This is a genomic window from Glaciibacter sp. 2TAF33 (assembly GCF_052114945.1).
GTDB lineage: Bacteria > Actinomycetota > Actinomycetes > Actinomycetales > Microbacteriaceae > Cryobacterium.
This window is the reverse complement of the sequence record NZ_JBFRFS010000005.1, coordinates 237,250-253,772: the sequence shown is the minus strand read 5'-3', so window position 1 is coordinate 253,772 and position 16,523 is coordinate 237,250. Positions and strand designations below refer to the sequence as shown.

18 protein-coding genes are annotated in these 16,523 nt (G+C 68.1%); 14 read left to right on the top strand and 4 right to left on the bottom strand.

Annotated elements, in window-relative coordinates:
- Positions 1–13: 13 nt before the first annotated feature.
- The 11 genes from AB4Y94_RS06605 (at position 14) to AB4Y94_RS06555 (ending at position 9,032) form a co-directional block, all read left to right on the top strand.
- Positions 14–1,471: a dihydrolipoamide acetyltransferase family protein gene (locus AB4Y94_RS06605; protein WP_441726433.1), complete on the top strand. Its 1,458-nt coding sequence runs from the start codon at positions 14–16 to the stop codon at positions 1,469–1,471.
- A gap of 63 nt (positions 1,472–1,534) precedes the next feature.
- Positions 1,535–2,545, top strand: a complete 1,011-nt coding sequence (locus AB4Y94_RS06600) for a metal ABC transporter substrate-binding protein (RefSeq protein WP_441726430.1) — start codon at positions 1,535–1,537, stop codon at positions 2,543–2,545.
- Between the two features lie 5 nt (positions 2,546–2,550).
- Positions 2,551–3,333, top strand: coding sequence for a metal ABC transporter ATP-binding protein (locus AB4Y94_RS06595; RefSeq protein WP_441726427.1), 783 nt, complete (start codon positions 2,551–2,553; stop codon positions 3,331–3,333).
- Complete coding sequence (locus tag AB4Y94_RS06590) at positions 3,334–4,335, top strand: metal ABC transporter permease (protein ID WP_441726424.1); 1,002 nt, start codon at positions 3,334–3,336, stop codon at positions 4,333–4,335.
- The gene (locus AB4Y94_RS06585) at positions 4,335–5,135 is read left to right on the top strand and encodes a metal ABC transporter permease (protein ID WP_441726421.1); all 801 of its coding nucleotides are present in this window, start codon (positions 4,335–4,337) and stop codon (positions 5,133–5,135) included. Before AB4Y94_RS06590 ends, AB4Y94_RS06585 begins: the two co-directional genes overlap by 1 nt.
- A complete protein-coding gene (locus tag AB4Y94_RS06580; RefSeq protein WP_441726418.1) occupies positions 5,132–5,569 on the top strand; it encodes a Fur family transcriptional regulator in 438 nt (145 codons plus the stop codon). The genes AB4Y94_RS06585 and AB4Y94_RS06580 overlap by 4 nt, the downstream gene beginning before the upstream one ends.
- A gap of 144 nt (positions 5,570–5,713) precedes the next feature.
- Positions 5,714–5,950 carry a 50S ribosomal protein L28 gene (rpmB, locus tag AB4Y94_RS06575; RefSeq protein ID WP_441726415.1) on the top strand — a complete coding sequence of 79 codons (237 nt, stop codon included), beginning with the start codon at positions 5,714–5,716 and terminating at the stop codon, positions 5,948–5,950.
- Positions 5,950–6,117, top strand: coding sequence for a 50S ribosomal protein L33 (rpmG, locus tag AB4Y94_RS06570; RefSeq protein ID WP_066598602.1), 168 nt, complete (start codon positions 5,950–5,952; stop codon positions 6,115–6,117). The genes rpmB and rpmG overlap by 1 nt, the downstream gene beginning before the upstream one ends.
- Before the next feature lie 2 nt (positions 6,118–6,119).
- The gene (gene rpsN, locus AB4Y94_RS06565) at positions 6,120–6,425 is read left to right on the top strand and encodes a 30S ribosomal protein S14 (protein ID WP_441726412.1); all 306 of its coding nucleotides are present in this window, start codon (positions 6,120–6,122) and stop codon (positions 6,423–6,425) included.
- 271 nt (positions 6,426–6,696) lie between these two features.
- Positions 6,697–6,984 carry an HU family DNA-binding protein gene (locus AB4Y94_RS06560; protein WP_441726409.1) on the top strand — a complete coding sequence of 96 codons (288 nt, stop codon included), beginning with the start codon at positions 6,697–6,699 and terminating at the stop codon, positions 6,982–6,984.
- Between the two features lie 74 nt (positions 6,985–7,058).
- Complete coding sequence (locus AB4Y94_RS06555) at positions 7,059–9,032, top strand: cytochrome c oxidase assembly protein (RefSeq protein ID WP_441726406.1); 1,974 nt, start codon at positions 7,059–7,061, stop codon at positions 9,030–9,032.
- 48 nt (positions 9,033–9,080) lie between these two features.
- On the opposite strand, the gene AB4Y94_RS06550 is transcribed toward AB4Y94_RS06555, so the two are convergent.
- Together AB4Y94_RS06550 and AB4Y94_RS06545 are read right to left on the bottom strand one after the other, a co-directional pair.
- Positions 9,081–10,124, bottom strand: a complete 1,044-nt coding sequence (locus AB4Y94_RS06550; RefSeq protein ID WP_441726404.1) for a hypothetical protein — start codon at positions 10,122–10,124, stop codon at positions 9,081–9,083.
- A 493-nt stretch (positions 10,125–10,617) separates the two neighbouring features.
- Complete coding sequence (locus AB4Y94_RS06545; RefSeq protein WP_441726401.1) at positions 10,618–11,601, bottom strand: hypothetical protein; 984 nt, start codon at positions 11,599–11,601, stop codon at positions 10,618–10,620.
- Between the two features lie 400 nt (positions 11,602–12,001).
- On the opposite strand from AB4Y94_RS06545, the gene AB4Y94_RS06540 reads away from it, so the two are divergent.
- Complete coding sequence (locus AB4Y94_RS06540; protein ID WP_441726398.1) at positions 12,002–13,291, top strand: ATP-dependent DNA helicase; 1,290 nt, start codon at positions 12,002–12,004, stop codon at positions 13,289–13,291.
- Between the two features lie 54 nt (positions 13,292–13,345).
- Here the strand turns inward: AB4Y94_RS06540 and AB4Y94_RS06535 are convergent, their stop codons facing one another.
- Together AB4Y94_RS06535 and AB4Y94_RS06530 are read right to left on the bottom strand one after the other, a co-directional pair.
- On the bottom strand, positions 13,346–13,939 hold the full coding sequence (locus AB4Y94_RS06535; protein ID WP_441726395.1) for a hypothetical protein: 594 nt from the start codon (positions 13,937–13,939) through the stop codon (positions 13,346–13,348).
- Between the two features lie 35 nt (positions 13,940–13,974).
- Positions 13,975–14,391: a DUF4383 domain-containing protein gene (locus AB4Y94_RS06530; protein ID WP_441726392.1), complete on the bottom strand. Its 417-nt coding sequence runs from the start codon at positions 14,389–14,391 to the stop codon at positions 13,975–13,977.
- A gap of 251 nt (positions 14,392–14,642) precedes the next feature.
- On the opposite strand from AB4Y94_RS06530, the gene AB4Y94_RS06525 reads away from it, so the two are divergent.
- Both AB4Y94_RS06525 and AB4Y94_RS06520 read left to right on the top strand, forming a co-directional pair.
- On the top strand, positions 14,643–15,941 hold the full coding sequence (locus tag AB4Y94_RS06525) for a serine hydrolase domain-containing protein (protein WP_441726389.1): 1,299 nt from the start codon (positions 14,643–14,645) through the stop codon (positions 15,939–15,941).
- Between the two features lie 49 nt (positions 15,942–15,990).
- Positions 15,991–16,512 (top strand): DinB family protein, encoded by a 522-nt coding sequence (locus tag AB4Y94_RS06520; protein WP_441726387.1) that lies wholly within the window; start codon positions 15,991–15,993, stop codon positions 16,510–16,512.
- The last annotated feature ends 11 nt before the right edge of the window (positions 16,513–16,523 follow it).

Genomic DNA, 16,523 nt, shown 5'->3' with positions numbered 1-16,523 from the left:
TGGAAGGCACCTCATGAGCGTGTCGAAGTTCACTCTCCCCGACGTCGGCGAAGGCCTGACCGAGGCCGAGATCGTGCAATGGAAGGTCGCCCCTGGCGACACCGTCACGATCAACCAGGTGCTGGTCGAGATCGAGACCGCCAAGTCCCTGGTCGAGCTCCCGTCGCCGTTCGTCGGCGTGGTCGGTGAGATCCTCATCCCCGAAGGCACCACCGTCGACGTCGGCACGCCGATCATCACGATCACAACGGACGCCGCCGCCCCCGCCCGGATCGGCACCGAGGCGACGCCGCCCGACGCACGTCCCGCCGGGGCGCATGGGTCCGCCGACACCGCGGCCGACATCTCCGCCGTCACCGCCGTCACAGCGGACGTCGCCGCCGCGACAGCGGACGCGAAGGGCACCATTTCCGTCGACGGCTCGGCGATTCCCGCCGCGATGGATGGAGCACGGGCGATGCTCGTGGGGCGCGGCAGCGCGTCCACCATGCCCACCCGCCGACGGCGCCACAGCGGGCCTCCCGTCGCCCATGAATCGATGTCCCCTCCTCCTGCGCGGCAGGCACCGAACGCGCACCCGTTCCCGGTTCCGGTGCTCGCCGCATCCGCCGGACAGGTGCTGGCCAAGCCGCCGATCCGCAAGCTGGCCAAGGACCTCGGCGTCGACCTCGGCATTGTCACGCCGACCGGCCCGATCGGCGACGTCACCCGGGACGACGTGCTGCGTGAGGCCACCCAGGTGAGTGTGTTCCGTAACATCCAGACCCCGGAATGGCCGGAGGTGCGCGAGGAGCGGATCCCGGTCAAGGGGGTGCGGAAGGTGATCGCCCAGGCGATGGTGTCCAGCGCCTTCACGGCGCCGCACGTGAGCCTGTTCGTCGACGTTGACGCGACCCGCACCATGGAGTTCGTCAAGCGGCTCAAGACCTCCACCGACTTCGCCGGCGTGAAGGTTTCACCGCTCCTGATCATGGCCAAGGCGATGATCTGGGCGGTTCGTCGCAATCCAACGGTCAACTCGACGTTCACCGACGAGGAGATCATCGTGCGGCATTACGTGAACCTCGGCATCGCGGCGGCAACGCCGCGCGGACTCATCGTTCCGAACATCAAGGAAGCGCAGGACATGAGCCTCCTCGAGCTCGCCCGCGCACTGGAGACGCTCACGATCACGGCCAGGGACGGGAAGACCTCCCCCGCCGAGATGTCGAACGGAACCATCACGATCACCAACATCGGCGTATTCGGGATGGACACCGGAACTCCGATCCTCAATTCGGGCGAGGCCGGCATCGTGGCGCTCGGCACGATCAAGCAGAAGCCGTGGGTCGTGGACGGTGAGGTGCGCGCTCGCCTGGTCACCACGATCGGCGCCAGTTTCGACCACCGGGTTGTCGACGGCGACGTGGCCAGCCGCTTCCTCGCCGACGTGGCGAGCATCATCGAGGAGCCCGCGCTCCTGCTCGAGTAACCTCACCGGTCCGGCCGGTCCCATGCTTTTGACAATCATTCTCAATAGGCGTACCTTCGGCATATGCTTTTCCCGAAGGCGACCCTCCTCGGCCTGGCCGCCAGCGCGGTCCTGGCGCTGAGCGCCTGCGCCGCGAACCCGATCGCCGGGTCGAACGACGAAACGCCGGGCGACCTGCGGGTGGTCGCCACGACCACGCAGGTCGCAGACTTCACCCGCAACATCGTGGGCGACACCGCGGGGATCAACCTCACCCAGCTGATCCAGGCCAACCAGAGCTCCCACAGCTACGACCCTTCAGCCGCCGACCTCACCGCGCTCGCCGAGGCGAACGTCCTCGTGATCAACGGCGTTGGCCTCGAAGAGTGGCTCGACGACGCGATCGACGCGTCCGGCTTCCACGGCGTGACCATCCATGCGGATGCCGGCATCAGCATCCAGGACGCGGCCGACAAGCACGGAACCGATGCGGCCCAAGAGGCAAGCCACGACCACGCCGGCGGCAACCCGCACATCTGGACTGCCGTCGGGAACGTGCGGACCATGACCCGGACCATCACCGCCGGCCTGGCCAAGGCCAGCCCGGCCCACGCCGCTGCGTTCGAAGCCCACGCGAGCGCGTATGACGGCACGCTGGCCGAACTCGACACCTGGATCCGCACCAACGTCGACCGGGTGCCGGTGGACCGGCGCCTGCTGGTGAGCAACCACGACGCGTTCGGCTACTTCACCGCCGCCTACGGCATCACCTACGTCGGCTCGATCATCCCGAGCTTCGACGACAACGCCGAACCGAGCGCCGCCCAAATCGACCAACTGGTGGCCGACATCCGCAAGACCGGCGTGAAGGCCGTCTTCTCCGAGGCGTCGATCAACCCCAAGGCGGCGGACACCATCGCGAAGGAAGCCCACGTGGAGGTGTACTCCGGCGCCGACGCACTCTACGGCGACTCGCTCGGCCCCGCCGGCAGCCCCGGAGACACGTACATCCACTCGCAGGTGCACAATGTCTCCCTGATCCTGAAGTCCTGGGGCGTGACGCCCTCCGGCGTGCCGCCCGGCCTGCGAGAGTGAGCGAGATGAGCCAGATGCAGCGCACCGACCGGCCCGCGGTCCTGGACGTCACTGACGCATCCTTCGCATACGGCCAGGCCGTTGCGCTGGAGCACATCACGTTCGATGTGCGGCCGGGTGAGGCCGTGGCGCTGATCGGCCCGAACGGGTCGGGGAAGTCCACCCTGCTCAAGGGGGTGCTCGAGCTGATCCCGCGCGTGGCGGGAACCGTCACGGTGCTCGGTGATTCTCCCGCCCCGGCTGGAGCCGTGGGGTACGTGCCGCAGGCCGGCGAGCTGGACCCGCAGTTCCCGGTTTCACTCGAACAGGTCGTCATGATGGGCCGCTACCGCACGCTGGGCTGGCTGCGGTTGCCCGGGCGGCGTGACCGCGAGGCGGTCCGCGCGGCGTTGAAGGCGGTCGGCCTCGCGCACCGCGCCCGGACGCGATTCGGTGAACTCTCCGGTGGCCAGCAGCAACGCGGGCTGCTGGCGCGCGCGATCGCATCCGGTCCTCGCCTGCTGCTCCTCGACGAACCGTTCAACGGGCTCGACCAGAAGAACCGCGACGCCCTCATCCACACACTGCAGCGGCTGAAGGCCGACGGGGTGGCGGTCCTCGTCTCCACCCACGATCTCGAGCTGGCGAGGGCCGTCTGTGATGGAATCCTGTTGCTGAACGGCAGCCAGGTCGCCTTCGGGCCGCGCGACGAGGTGCTCACCCTGGCCAACGTGCAACAGGCGTTCAGCGAGGTGGGCGTCGAGATGGACGAGCACACGGTGGTCGTCCCGGGCCACGGGGGTCACTAGGTGGACCTCATCGGCCTACTGTTCGGCTCCTTCGCGCTATCGTTCATGGCACGGGCGCTGACCGTGCTGATCGTGCTCAGCCTGGTCGCCGGCGTCGTCGGCGTGCTGGTGAACCTCCGCGGCCTCGAGTTCATCAGCGACGGCCTCACCCATGCGGTGTTCCCCGGCATCGCCATCGGCTTCGTCTGGGGCGGACGAGACGGCTTGTTCGTCGGCGCGATGATCGCTGCGATCATCGCCGCCGTGGTGCTGACCCTCCTGGTGCGGTCGAGGGTCCCGGCCGACGCGGCCATCGCGATCGTGCTGACCGCCACCTTCAGCGTGGGTGTGATCGTGGTCTCCCGGCAGTCCAACTACGCCGGGCAGCTCGACCAGCTCTTGTTCGGCCGCCTCCTCACCGTGACGGCCAGCGAGGTCGTGCACACCGTCATCATCTGCGGATTGGCCCTGCTCCTGGTCGCACTCACGCTCAAGGAACAGGTGTTCCGCGCGTTCGACCGTGCCGGAAGCGAGGCTGCCGGCTACCGAACGCTGGTGCTGGACGTGATCCTCAACGTGGCGATCGCCCTGGTCGTTGTCGCCGCGTCGAGTGCCGTCGGCAACCTGCTGGTACTCGCCGTGTTGATCGTGCCGGGCGCCGTCGCCCGGCTGGTCACCACCCGGCTGTCGCTCCTGTTCGGGCTCGCCGCCGGATTCGCCGCGCTCGCGGCGTGGCTCGGGCTGGTGGTCGGGTACCAGGCATCCGTCGTGGCCGGAATCGACCTGCCGAGCGGCGCGACGGTCGTGCTGGTACTGGTGGCCGGCTATGCGGCGGTGCTGGTCGCCCGGGTGCTCGTGGACCGGGGCCGCCGCGGCCGAAGCCTCGGCGCTTCCGGCGGCGGGGAGCGTTCTGCGGCGGCTGCGCCGCTGCGCGGCAGGCGTGCCACCCGCATACCGGCGCAGCTACCGCGCATCGCCGACAGCGCGGGTGAGCCCCGCACCGCGACGGGCGGCGGGCGCTGATGGGGTACTTCGAGAAGGCACTGGTCGCCGCGATCCTGATCGGCGGGCTCAGCGGGCTGGTCGGCACCCTGGTGGTGCTGCGGCGGCGCACCTTCTTCGCCCAGGCGCTCACCCACGCCACCTTCCCCGGCGCCGTCGGCGCGGCCATGCTCGGGGTGAGCATCCCCCTCGGCGCAGCTATCGCCAGCGTCGCCATCGTCGGCCTGATGAGCCTGGTGCAACGGGTGCGCCGCCAGGGCACCCAGGTCGCGTCCGGCATCGTGCTCACGGCAGGATTCGCACTGGGTGTGCTGCTGCAGTCGCTCGATCCGTCGTTGCCGGTGCGTGCGGAGTCGTTCCTGGTCGGATCGATCCTCAGCGTCACAATCGGCGACATCACCCTGGCCGCGATTGTGCTCGCGGTCGCCGTCGTGGTGGTCTTCTTCCTCGGCAAGGAGATTCTGTTCTCCTCCTTCGACGCCAATGGATTCCGTGCCGCCGGATACCGGGAGTGGCCGATCGAGCTGCTCTGCCTCGCCCTGACGACCGCGACCGTGGTCACCGCGATGCCGGCCGTCGGCGCGATCCTCGCGATCGCGCTGATCGCCGCACCGGCCGCCGCCGCCCGGCTGCTCGGGCGCACGACCGCGGAGATCTTCCTCATTGCGCCCCTGATCGGCGCCGCGTCAGGAGTCATCGGAGTGCTGCTCTCCCGGGCTGTCGACGTGGCCGCTGGGCCCGCCATTTCGCTCACGGCGGCAGCGTTCTTCCTGCTCGCGCTAGGGGTTCAGCGCCTCGCCCGCTTACGGTTGAACACATGAAGCGAAACACCTGGCAGCGGGAGGCGGTGCGCGCGGCACTGACCTCCGCCGAGGGTTTCGTGAGCGCCCAGGGCCTGCACTCCAGCCTCCACGCCACTGGTTCGCCGATCGGCCTGGCGACGGTCTACCGCGCCCTCGCCGACCTCGCAGGCACCGGTGAGGCCGATTCGCTGCAGTCGCCGGAGGGTGAGAGCCTGTACCGTGCCTGCAGCACCGACCTGCACCACCACCACCTGATCTGCCGCAACTGCGGTCTCACCGTCGAGATCGAAGCGGATGCCGTTGAGACCTGGGCGCAGGCGGTCGCGGCGCAGAACGGGTTCACGCAGGCCGCCCACGTGGTGGACGTGTTCGGGTTGTGCGCCTCCTGCTCGGCCCTCGGCGTCGAGCCGCCGGACGCCGCCGACGCGGCCGGGTTGCGCCACGCCCGCTAAGCCCGTAATGTTAACCGCTGCTGCGCATATCTGTGCGTGCATTGCGGGCTTGCGCATCCACTCCCTCCTCGGAATGACTGGATTCCTGCCCGCCGACAAGAGATCTTGGGAAGGGCACTCGCCCTTCGGTATTGGAGGAGAACCATGGCAGCAACCTGCCAGGTGACCGGAGCCATCCCCGGCTTTGGGCACAACATTTCACACTCGCACCGACGCACCAAGCGTCGTTTCGACCCGAACATCCAGAAGAAGACGTACTACGTGGCGTCGCTTCGCCGCAACGTCACGCTGCAGCTGTCGGCTAAGGGCATCAAGGTTATCGACGCCCGTGGCATCGAGTCCGTTGTCAAGGACCTGCTCGCTCGTGGGGAGAAAATCTAATGGCCAAGGCTCAGGACGTTCGTCCGATCATCAAGCTGCGTTCGACGGCAGGAACCGGTTACACCTACGTGACCAAGAAGAACCGTCGTAACAACCCCGACCGTCTCGTGCTGAAGAAGTACGATCCCGTAGTGCGCAAGCACGTTGACTTCCGCGAGGAGCGCTAAACATGGCGAAGAAGAGCAAGATTGCCCGCAATGAACAGCGCAAGGTCATCGTCGAGCGCTACGCCGCGAAGCGACTGGAGCTGAAGAAGGCCCTCGTCGACGTCAACGGCACTGACGAGTCCCGCGAGGCAGCCCGCCTCGGCCTGCAGAAGCTTCCCCGTAACGCCTCACCGGTTCGCGTTCGCGGCCGTGACGCCATCGATGGTCGCCCGCGCGGCTACCTCAGCAAGTTCGGTGTGTCCCGTGTCCGCTTCCGCGACATGGCGCACGACGGCGAACTGCCGGGCATCACCAAGTCCAGCTGGTAACTCGCACCCTGTCTGAAACGGATGCCGACTCTCGAGAGTCGGCATCCGTTTTTGTCGTCCCGGGGCGCAGGGTGGTCGGATTTTCGTCCGCGGAGAGCGAAAACGGGGCGAATCATCGGGTTATTGCGTCAGAAAAGGCCGTAAATACGCGGAACTGCGGGTGATCTCTGCTAGATTCAACGCGGTCGAACGACCAGCGGACTGGCTCTTTTCGAGCATCCGATTCACGTAATAGCTGTTTTTACAGACGTAGGTCCGAGGAGGACACTCAATGGCTGACAAGTCGCTGAACAAGACCGAGCTCGTTGCCAAGGTTGCCGCGGATTCGAACCAGAGCCAGGCAACCGTGGATGGCGTTCTGAACGCATTCTTCACCACCCTCGCCGACACCGTTGCGAACGACGGCAAGGTCACCATCCCGGGATGGCTCGGCGTCGAGCGCACCGCGACCGCTGCCCGCACCGGCCGTAACCCGCAGACCGGCGAAGAGATCAAGATCGCAGCCGGCCACCGCGTCAAGCTGACCGCCGGCAGCAAGCTCAAGGCTGCCGCCAAGTAGTTCGAGACTTCTGCAACGCCAAGGGGGCGTCGACTTCGGTCGGCGCCCCCTTCGTGCGCGGTTAAGCTTGATCAGTGCCCCGTCTTGTCCGTGTTGCCGGTCCTGCAGTCCTCCTGTTGGTCGCATTGCTGGCCGCGGTAGCCGCCCTGTCCTTCGGCGGGGCGACGGCTCCGCAGTTGCTGTCGGATCCCGGTCCGGTGGTGCGCTGGGGACTCCCGATCGCGAAACTGCTGGTGAACATCGGGGCGGCCGGCATGATCGGCGCCCTGGTGCTGGCGTGTTTCGCGCTCAGCCCCGGGAAACCTGAGTTCAACACCGCCCTCGACTTCGCTGCGGCATCCGCTGCCTTCTTCACCGTCGCGTCCGCCGTCACCGGTTTCTTCACCTTCCTGCAGGTGACCAACGTCTCGCTCAGCTTCGACGACCGGTTCAGCTCCACCCTCGGACAGTTCTTCACCCAGATCGAAGTGGGGCAGTCCTGGCTCAGCACCACCCTGGTCGCCGCGGTGGTCACCGTGCTGTGTTTTGCGGTGCGGAACCAGACGGCAGTGCTGTTCGTGGCGGCCCTGGCGATCGCAGCGTTGGTGCCGATGGCCCAGCAGGGCCACTCGGCCGGCGCCGAAGGCCATGACGCCGCCGTCACGGCGCTCGGGCTGCACCTCGCGTTCGCGGCGGCCTGGCTGGGTGGGCTGCTGACCATCATCCTGTTGCGCAAGCAGCTCGTCGGCGGGCGGATCAATGCGGTACTCGACCGGTATTCCTCGGTTGCGCTGGTGTCGTTCACCGTCGTCGCGGCATCGGGGTATGTCAGCGCGGAACTCCGCATCGGTACCCTGGACAACCTGCTGACCCCGTACGGGATCCTGGTGCTGGTGAAGGTCGCCGCTCTCATCCTGCTCGGCTGCTTCGGACTGATGCAGCGGCGGTTCTTCATCGAGCGGATGCGGCGCGGCGTTACGCCGACCAGGCCCTGGTTCTGGTGGCTGGTCGTCACCGAACTCGGCTTCATGGGCATCGCATCCGGGGTGGCCGCAGCCCTGGCGAAAACGGCGACCCCGGTCGCCCAGGTCGTCGGCTCACAGATCCCCACCTCCACGCCGGCGCAATTCCTCACCGGCGAACCATTGCCGCCGCCGCTGACGTTCAGCCGCTATTTCACGGAATGGAACTTCGACCTGGCCTGGGTGTTGTTCTGCGCATTCGGCGTGTTCTTCTATCTCGCAGGCGTCTGGCGCCTGCGTCGGCGCGGCGATTCCTGGCCGCTCTACCGAACCATCCTCTGGGTGCTCGGCATGATCACCCTGTTCTACATCACCAGCGGTGGCGTCAACGTGTACCAGAAGTACCTGTTCTCCACCCACATGCTCATGCACATGGTGCTCACGATGCTGGTACCGGTCCTGCTCGTACCCGGGGCGCCGGTGACCCTCGCGGCCCGGGCGATCCGCAAGCGCCAGGACGACAGCAGGGGCGCCCGGGAGTGGATCCTGCTGGCGGTGCACTCGAAGCCGGCCGGTATCCTCGCCAACCCGTTTGTGGCGGCCGGGCTGTTCGCCGGTTCGCTCTGGGTGTTCTACTATTCCCCGATCTTCAGCTGGGCCACCACGGACCACATCGGGCACGAGTGGATGGTCGTCCACTTCCTGATCACCGGGTACCTGTTCGTGCAGTCGCTGATCGGGATCGACCCGGTGCCCTGGCGACTTCCCTATCCGTTCCGGTTGCTGCTGTTGCTCGGCACGATGGCGTTCCACGCCTTCTTCGGGTTGGCGATCATGACCGGCACCGGGCTGTTCCTGGCCGACTGGTACGGCGCTATGGGGTGGGGAACCAGCGCCCTGGCCGACCAGCAGGCCGGCGGCGGGATCGCCTGGAGCATCGGCGAGCTGCCGACCATCGCACTGGCCATCATCGTGGCAATCCAGTGGAGCCGAAGCGACGATAAGGAAACCCGGCGCCGGGACCGGAACGCGGATCGTACCCACGACGCCGAGCTCGGCGAGTACAACGCCCGGTTGGCCCGGCTCGCCGAACGCGACACGGTGTAACCCGGATAGTTGGCGCTGTTGGCGCTGTTGGCGCTGTTGGCTGTGCAGCTAGTGCAGCTGGATCCGCAGCGAGCCGTCGGGGTTCATCGCGACCGAAAGCCCCACCGCGAACGGCACATCCTCGTCCGTGGTGCTCACCTCACCGTCGAACAGCGACTGCACCACGACCACGATGTGGGCACGGCCCGGTGTGTCAGGCATGTCGAAGGTCGTCTCACCGGCGGCCAACGTCACGGCCGGGTACTCCGCGATGGACCAGGCGGGCAGGCCCTTCACCCGGTCGTCGATGTCGATGCCGAACGGGCAATTCGAGGGCTGCAGAACTTCCTGGGTGGCGCAGTCGTCGAGGAACTTGTTCAACTCGGTCTGCACCTGTGTGACGAACGCATCGTTCGGCTCGGCGTCCACCGTGACATCCGCTGCGCCAGAGGCGGTGACCGGCACCGTGGTCTTCGGCGCGGTCAGCAGCGACGACTCATGCGCGAAGGAATACGCGGCCGGAGCGAAGGCAAGGTAGGCCGCCTGGTTCGAGAAGGTGGCCGGGGCGCCGGCGGGAGCGTGCGCACGCGCATCGAGGGACAGGCCGTTGACCGTGAAATCGGCCGCGTGCATCACGGTCACCTGCAGCACCGCGAGCGGGCTCACGCTGAACCGCCAGCTGTTGAACACGGCGGCGAAGGTGCCGGTGTTCTGCACGGAGAATTCCATCGCTCCGGGTTCACCGTTCAGGGTGAACCCGAACTTCACGGTGTGGAGTCCTGGTTTGGTCGCCCGGTCGCTGACGAGTGCGATGTCGGTGAGGGATCCCAGCACGGATGCCCGGAGCAGTGTCTCCGGAAGATCCTGCGGCAGGCTGGCGGCGGCCAGTTGCGCGTCTGAGGGGCGGACCCCCTCCAGCGCGAGGGCAGACGCCGTGTCGTGCCGGGCCAGCGCGTCGAGGTACTGGCGCACGAATCCGCCGGCGCTGTAGACGTCGCGGTTGAGTGAGCCGACCGCCGCGAACAGCGCTCCGACCAGGAGCACGCCGACGATGACGACTCCGATGAGCACGCGCGCCAGACTCTGCCGCCTCACGCCGTCCCCGTTGGTCACCCCAACATCCTACGGTCGGCCGCCTGTGCGCCTGTGCGCCTGTGCGCCTGTGCGCCTGTGCGCCTGTGCGGGAGTGCGGGAGTGCGGGTGTGCGGGTGTGCGGGTGCGTGTGGTTTCGCGTCCCACGCCCCTGCGCGGGCGGCCTCGCGCCCTACGCCCCTGCGCGGGCGGCCTCGCGCCCTACGCCCCTGCGTCCGCGCCACGGCACCCGGCGTGCCTGCACCCGGCGCGCCGCGTGCCTGCGCCCGAGCGCCCGTGTGCCGGGTGCGAGAGGGCCTCCTTCCCGCTCGCGCTGAGGTTTTGACCACGCGCGGATGGCCTGCCCTGCGCGCGTGGTCAAATCCTCAGCGTGAGGGAGTGGGGCGTGCAGGAATCCTCAGCGTGACGGAATGGGGCGTGCCGGGAACTCAGCGGAGGAACGGGCAGGGGATGGGCGGGCGGGGCGGTTGGGGGGCGCGGCGGTTGGGTGGGCGGGGCGGCTAGTGACCTGGCGTCACAGCCAGGGGCGGCGGATGATCGTGGTCGGGTTGACCGGCTCCAGCCCGGCGTCGCGCAACGTCCGAAGCAGGAGGGCGGGGTTCTGCAGCTCATGCCAGTCCGTCCTGACAACCCGGAAGCCGAGAGCGCGCAACCGGTTCTCGCGGTTCTTCTCGCGCATCACGATCTGGCTCACCGTCAGCCCGTGCGTATACCGCGGGTCGGTGTATTTCACTGCGCCGTCGAACTCGAGCAGCACGCGGCTGCGTCGCCAGGTGAAGTCCACGTACCCGATCAAGCCCCTGCCATCGCGGAATTCGCTTTGCAGCGCCGCAGGAGCGAAGCCGAGCTCCAGCAGGATCAGCCGGCACACCGTCTCTCCCACCGAGTCGGAGAGCGATGTCGCGGCGTCCAGGGCCGAGAGGACCTTCCGCATTCCCCGGAACGGCATCATCGCGTCCAAAAGGGAGCGCACATCCGCGGGAGTCGTGAGCGATTGACCGGTTCGGCGGTCGACCCGCAACGCGGCATCCGCTGCAACGACGGCTGAGAGGAAGGGCATCGTTGTCGCCAGATCGATGACGGTCCGGGCCGGCGCCGTGAAAGTGAGCCCGTCGGCCCTGCTGATGGGAACGCCCGCGAGGCCAAGAGAGTGACGGCTGATGCCTGCGTTCGAGCGTCCGCCCGCCGCGCACTCCCGCAGCACGTGCGCCTTGTCGGGCCAGCGTCCGAGCACCGGAAGCCCCACTAGTGCGGCAGCCGACTCGTGCGAGAAAACGAGGCCGGGTCCGGACAGTCGCTCGACGGTCACGAGCCGGAGCCGATGCTGTTCGACCGGTTCGAGGGCCTTCCAGATGTCGATCGGAAGATAGACGCCCTGCTTGACGCGGACGAGGATCCCGCGGTGCGCAGCGCGGCTCAATCGCCCGTCGTCATGCCCGAGCGTTCCGGTGTCGCATGCGAAGATCAGGGCCTCGCGGGCCAGTTCAAACGTGCTCATGTCACACACCCTGCTGGATCACCGGACCCCGGCCGCCGGCCTCAGTCACAACTGTGGATAACTCGGCGATTTGCTGCCTGTGGAAACCGCTCCTCACCTTTGCGCTGAGGTTTTGACCATGCGCGGATGGCAGGCCATCCGCGCATGCGGGAATCCTCAGCGCGAAGGAGAAGCGGGCGGCAACTGGGGCGGGGTGCGGGAAGCGGAGGGCACGGAAGCGGGGCGCACGGGCAGGACGGTGGGCGGGGCGCGCGGGGAGGGCGGTGGGCGGGGCGCGGGGCGCACGGGCGGCGCAGGGCGCACGGGCAGGGCAGCGCGAAACGGGGCTGGGGATAGCCGACCCGCACCCAGCGGCGGCGGCTACAGTTGAATGTCCACCGCCGTTGCCAGAAAGTGCCCCGTGTCCGAAATCCCGCTGTCGCTTGAACAGGCCGAAGTGTTCCAGGCGATCGAAGGCACGCGCCAGAACGTCTTCGTCACCGGGCGTGCCGGCACCGGTAAGTCGACCCTGCTGAACCACCTGTCCTGGAACACCAGCAAGCAGATCGTGATCGCCGCCCCGACCGGGGTCGCCGCACTGAACGTCGGCGGGCAGACCATCCACTCGCTGTTCCGGCTGCCGATCGGCGTGATCGCCGACCACCCGATCGACCAGTCCAACGAGGTGCGGAAGCTCCTGGGCGCCATCGACACCCTGGTCATCGACGAGGTCTCGATGGTCAACGCCGATCTGATGGACGCGATCGACCGCAGCCTCCGACAGGCCAGGCAGCGCCCGGGCGACGCGTTCGGCGGCGTGCAGATCGTGCTGTTCGGCGACCCGTACCAGCTGGCCCCGGTTCCGGGCGACGGCGACGAGCGCGCCTACTTCGCCGACACCTACCGGTCGATGTGGTTCTTCGACGCCAGGGTGTGGCGGGAAACCGACCTGCGGATCTTCGAACTGCGGGAGATTCATCGCCAGCACGACGCCGACTTCAAGCACATGCTGAACGCGGTGCGGCACGGGCAGGTCACGGCCGAGATCGCCGGCGCCCTCAACTCCATGGGCGCGCGTCCCGCGCCAACCGAGGGCGCCATCACGCTGGCGACGCGCAACGACTCGGTGAACCGGATCAACGCATCCGCTCTGGCCCGCCTCTCCGGCCGAGCGCTGTCGGCCAAGGCCGACGTCACCGGCGACTTCGGCGGTCGCACCTACCCTGCCGACGAGACGCTTGAGCTCAAGGTGGGCGCGCAGGTGATGTTCCTGCGGAACGACTCCGGCCACGAGGGCGGCGGCCCGCGCTGGGTCAACGGCAGCATCGGCACGGTCACGCGCATCGATTCGACCGTGTACGTCGACATCGACGGGGACACGCACGAGGTCGAGCCGGTGGTGTGGGAGAAGTACAAGTACAGCTACGACACGACGACGAAGAAGCTGAGCAAGAACGTCGTGGCCGAATTCACCCAGTTCCCGCTGCGGCTGGCCTGGGCTGTCACGATCCACAAGTCGCAGGGCGCCACCTACGAACGCGCCATCGTCGACCTCGGCTCACGGGTCTTCAGTCCCGGCCAGACCTACGTCGCGCTCAGCCGGCTGACGAGCCTCGAGGGCCTGTATCTCAGCCGGCCGCTCCGCCCGGCGGACATCATCGTCGACCAGAACGTGCAGCGCTTCATGACGACCACTCCCCGCGCGGAGTAACACCGGGGTTCCCAGCGGATGCTGCGGAAAGCGTCCCCGGCGTCGCCCGCCCGGTCAGTGCCCACCGTGCCCGCCGCCCAGGAATTCCAGCCCGGGGACCGAGTGCGAACCGTGCGGGACCGCGTGCAATCCGGCATCCGTCGCCGCCAGGGCCGGCGTGGTGAGTCCGGCAAACAGGAAGCCGGCCAGGACCAGCCCGATCAGGAATCGCCATCCCTGCGGATCAGCCGCGGTATCCGCTGGTGACGTGTGGGCCGGTGACGCATGGGCCGGTGACGTGTCGGCCGAATGGTCCGCCCGTCCGCGGCGCAGCACCGCCAGCGAGCCGGCGAGGAACAGGTTGAACAGCGACGCCACCAGCATCGGAAGGAGAGGCAGCAGCACGGCGTCGACGGGAACGCCGAAGCCGCTGCCGAGGGTGTTGGCCGCAGCCCACACGACCACCGGGATGAGCGTCGCCCCGAGGACGACGTCCCCGGCGAGGATCCGGGCGCGAATGAGCACCAGGGCGCCCCAGCCGAGCTCGGCGAGGCCGAACCCGACCAGGGTCACGCTGAGGATGAGGGGAGCACCCGCCCCGACGGCCACGTGGATCAGGCCGGCGCCGATGGCGGAGAAGGCGAGCCAGATTCGGAGGACGGCGGTCATCGGGTGCTCCTCGGTGTGACCGTTACGACAGCGGCCTACGCAACCGCGGGACGCCGGGTACTCGCGACCTTGTCGGCGGCAAGCCCGACCCCGAGCAGCACGATGGCGCTGGCGAGGTGGAGGAAGTGGTCGGCCGTGTTCAGGGCCAGGATGTTCAGGGCCGTGCTGGCGATGAAGAACCCGACGATGCCGAGCAGCAGATAGACCGCGCCGACCGTCGTGTTCGTGGCCTTGGCCGCCGACGGCGTGGAGAGCCCGGCGATCAGCAGCGCGGCACCGATCAGCAGGTGCGCGATGTTGTGCAGCGGGTTGACCTCGAAGATTCCGAGGAGCAGCCCGCCCTGGGTGGCCACGAACCCGACCCCGCCGGTGACGGCGAAGCCGAGGAGCCCGACCAACAGGTAGACCGCACCGAATATGGTTCCGAGCAGACGGTTGGGTGATGTGCGCATGAGGTGCCTCCTTGAATGGGACACGGCCCCGCAGGTGACTGGAGAACCGTGATCGATGTGTTCTCGCACCGCAGTGCCGGGTGGGCCGGCAGGTGTGTGCTTGTCGGGAGTTCGGAGTCGCCGCCCGGTTCGGATTGGTGGGATTCGGTAGCGAATCGTGACCTGCTGATCAGCCCGTGGCACGACGCCCACTCCGTCAGTGCCGGGTAGGATCCCACATACAGGGGACAGTGATTCAGCACGGGGGTGCCATGAAAGACCGCGCCAGCAGGAGACGCCTGACCGCGGTGCTCGCGGCCGCCGCCGCCGTCGCCCTCCTGCTCTCCGGATGCAGCCCGTCGGCGGATGCGACGATCAACGGCCGCCCGCAGCTTGAGTCCCCGTTCCCCACCGACGTATCCGCCCGCCTCGACGCGGCGCTGGAGGAGGCGATCACGTTGAGCGGGTCATCCGGGGCGATCGCGGGCGTGTGGGCGCCCTGGGCCGGACAATGGCTGGTCTCCCCCGGCACCACCACCATCGGCGGCACCGAGCCGCTGAGCACGGACATGCGGTTCCGCGCCTCATCGAGCACCCGGGCCATGACCTGCACCGTGCTGCTGAAGCTGGTCGACGAGCAGCGGGTGAAGCTGAGCGACCCGGTCACGATGTACCTCAAACGGATGCCGGGCATCGACGGCATCACGCTCGGCCAGTTGTGCCAGAACACCTCCGGCCTCGCCGATTACCGCCCCGAATTGGCCGGCCAGTTCGTGAACAACCCGACCCGGCAGTGGCCGCCGCTCGAGGTGGTCTCCAGCGGCCTCGCCGCCAACCGGGTATCCGAGCCCGGCGGCGCGTGGGCCGACTCGGACACCGGTTTCATCCTGCTCGGGTTGGCACTGTCGGCAGCGACGAACCAGGACTGGGCCTCCCTCTATGACCATTACATTTTCGGCCCGCTGGGGATGACCGGAACATCGTTCCCCGGATCGGGCGAAATCGAGGTCCCCGGGCCGCATCCTCACGGGTACGCCTCTGCCCTCGACCCATCCCGGCAGTTGGTCTGCGACGTCGTGCATGATGACACCCGGCTCTCTCCCTCCATGGCATGGGTCGCCGGCGGCGTGGTCTCGACGGTCGGGGACCTCAAGACCTGGGCGCAGGCACTCGCCGCCGGCGCCCTGGTCTCCAGCAAGTCTGCGAAGGCGCAATGGGCGACCGTGCCACTCGGCGCCAACTCCGCATCGTCGGAGAGTTATGGTCTCGGGGTGCAGCAGATCGGGCCGCTACGTGGCCACGCCGGCGCCATTCCCGGATTCCTCTCCGCCGCGTTCGCCGAACCGAAAAGCGGCTTGACGGTCGTCGTGATGCTCAACAACTCCAACGCGGGCGCGGCCTTCGTGCAGCACCTCGCGCAGCGGCTGGCCGCGATAGTGTCGAAGGAACCGGCGAAGGGCACCGAAACAGCGCCGCAGCTCGAGCTTCCCTGGTCGGAAGAGCAGATGGTGCAGCAGATGCAGGCCGGCGCCGTCTGTCAGCCGCCCCCGGCCCCGGCCCCGGCTCCGTAACGAGTCCGCGCCCTCGACGGGCGTCACGCGCCGGCCCTAGGCTGTCGTCATGGCCATCACCCCCGACAGCAAGGACTGGACCTGGGTGCTCACGCGCCGCTGCCCGGAGTGCGGCTTCGACGCCGGTTCGGTGGCGTTCGACGACATCCCGCGTCTGCTCCGTGAGAATGCGGCCGCCTGGTCACCGGTGCTCGACCGCGCGGATGCCGCGGTGCGGCCGGACGACCACACCTGGTCCCCGCTCGAATACGGGGCGCATGTGCGCGACGTGTTCCGCATCTTCACGGAGCGGCTGGCCCTGATGCTCGCCGAAGACAACCCGCGGTTTCCCAATTGGGACCAGGACCAAACGGCGATCGACGAACGGTACAACGAGCAGGACCCGGCCGGCGTGGCGGACGAACTCGGCGAGGCGGCAGCATCCGTTGCCGACGCCTTCGCGTCAGTGCGCCCCGAGGACCGGCAGCGCCCCGGACGACGAAGCGATGGCGCGGTGTTCACCGTGGTGACGCTCGGCCGGTACCTGTTGCACGACCCGGTGCATCACCTCCACGACGTGCACGGCGACTGACCGCCCCGGCC